This is a genomic window from Campylobacter sp. W0066.1 (genome assembly GCF_024723635.1).
Lineage (GTDB): Bacteria > Campylobacterota > Campylobacteria > Campylobacterales > Campylobacteraceae > Campylobacter_D > Campylobacter_D lari_C.
The window spans coordinates 1-1041 of the sequence record NZ_JANQCW010000046.1 but is presented as its reverse complement, the minus strand read 5'-3'; the positions used below and the strand labels follow the sequence as shown (position 1 = coordinate 1041).

At 29.9% G+C, this 1041-nt stretch carries 1 protein-coding gene; it reads left to right on the top strand.

Annotated features, from left to right (window positions below; genetic code table 11):
- Nucleotides 1-73: 73 nt before the first annotated feature.
- Nucleotides 74-1041: cache domain-containing protein (locus CAMP18497_RS08205; RefSeq protein WP_337213750.1), on the top strand; the 968-nt coding region annotated here is incomplete at its 3' end.

Sequence of the window (1041 nt, the reverse complement as noted above, 5' to 3'; positions counted from 1 at the left end):
AGCGAGAGTTTATCGGTTAAACAAACAAGAAATTTTTATTAGCCAGACAAGACATTTATTATCAAGGAGTTTTATGAAAAAAATTACTCAAACTTTAACAAATAAACTAACTTTTTTTGTGGGACTAGCAATAGTAGGAATATTATTAATTGCAAATGTATTTAACTATTTAGAAATAAAACGTGACACTAGAGAGCTTATCAATAATTTACAAATTAAAACTATACAGGATGTTGCAAAAAATTTTGAAGACTACAGTGAATCAAGAAGTGATGCTGTAAAAGCCATTGCGCTTGAAATGAAAAAAAATCCAAGTGCAAGCACTAAAGAAATTTATGATATGGTTAGAGTAACCAAAGAAGCAAGCCGTTTTGATGTGTTATACGTAGGACTTGCGCATAATGGTGCAATGATAAGATCTAATGGAAACCATCAAACGCCTTCTGATGGTTATGATCCAAGAACTAGAACTTGGTATACAAGTGTTGCTTCTGGAAATGACAAAGTTGTGATTTCAAAACCTTATATGGCTCCGAGTTTAAAAGCTCCTTCTTTAGCTTTTTCATACCCTATAGTTGTTAATGGTAGTTTTATAGGAGCTGTTGGCGGAAATTATGATTTAACTACATTTTCAAAAAATGTACTTTCTATGGGAAAATCAGCAAGTGGATTTGTTGTTGTTATAGATGATGATGGAGTAATATTATTTCATGAACTTGAAGAGCAACTGCTTAAAAAAACTGCATTATCCGAAAACATAGTAAAAACATATCTTAATAGCCCTGAAGGTAAAACAGGAGAATTATCAAAAAATTTTTTTGCAGTTAAAGATGAAAACAACAAAAATAAAGCAGTTATTTGTCAAGAAAATTCATTAGGATATAATATTTGCGCAATCGCGGATGAAGAAATATATACAAAACCCGTAAATGAAGCTCTGATTAAACAATCATTTATTGGTTTAATAAGTTTAGTTATAGCTCTAGTAATAATAGGATTTGTTATTAAATACAATATTTCACCGCTTAAAAAAATACAAAA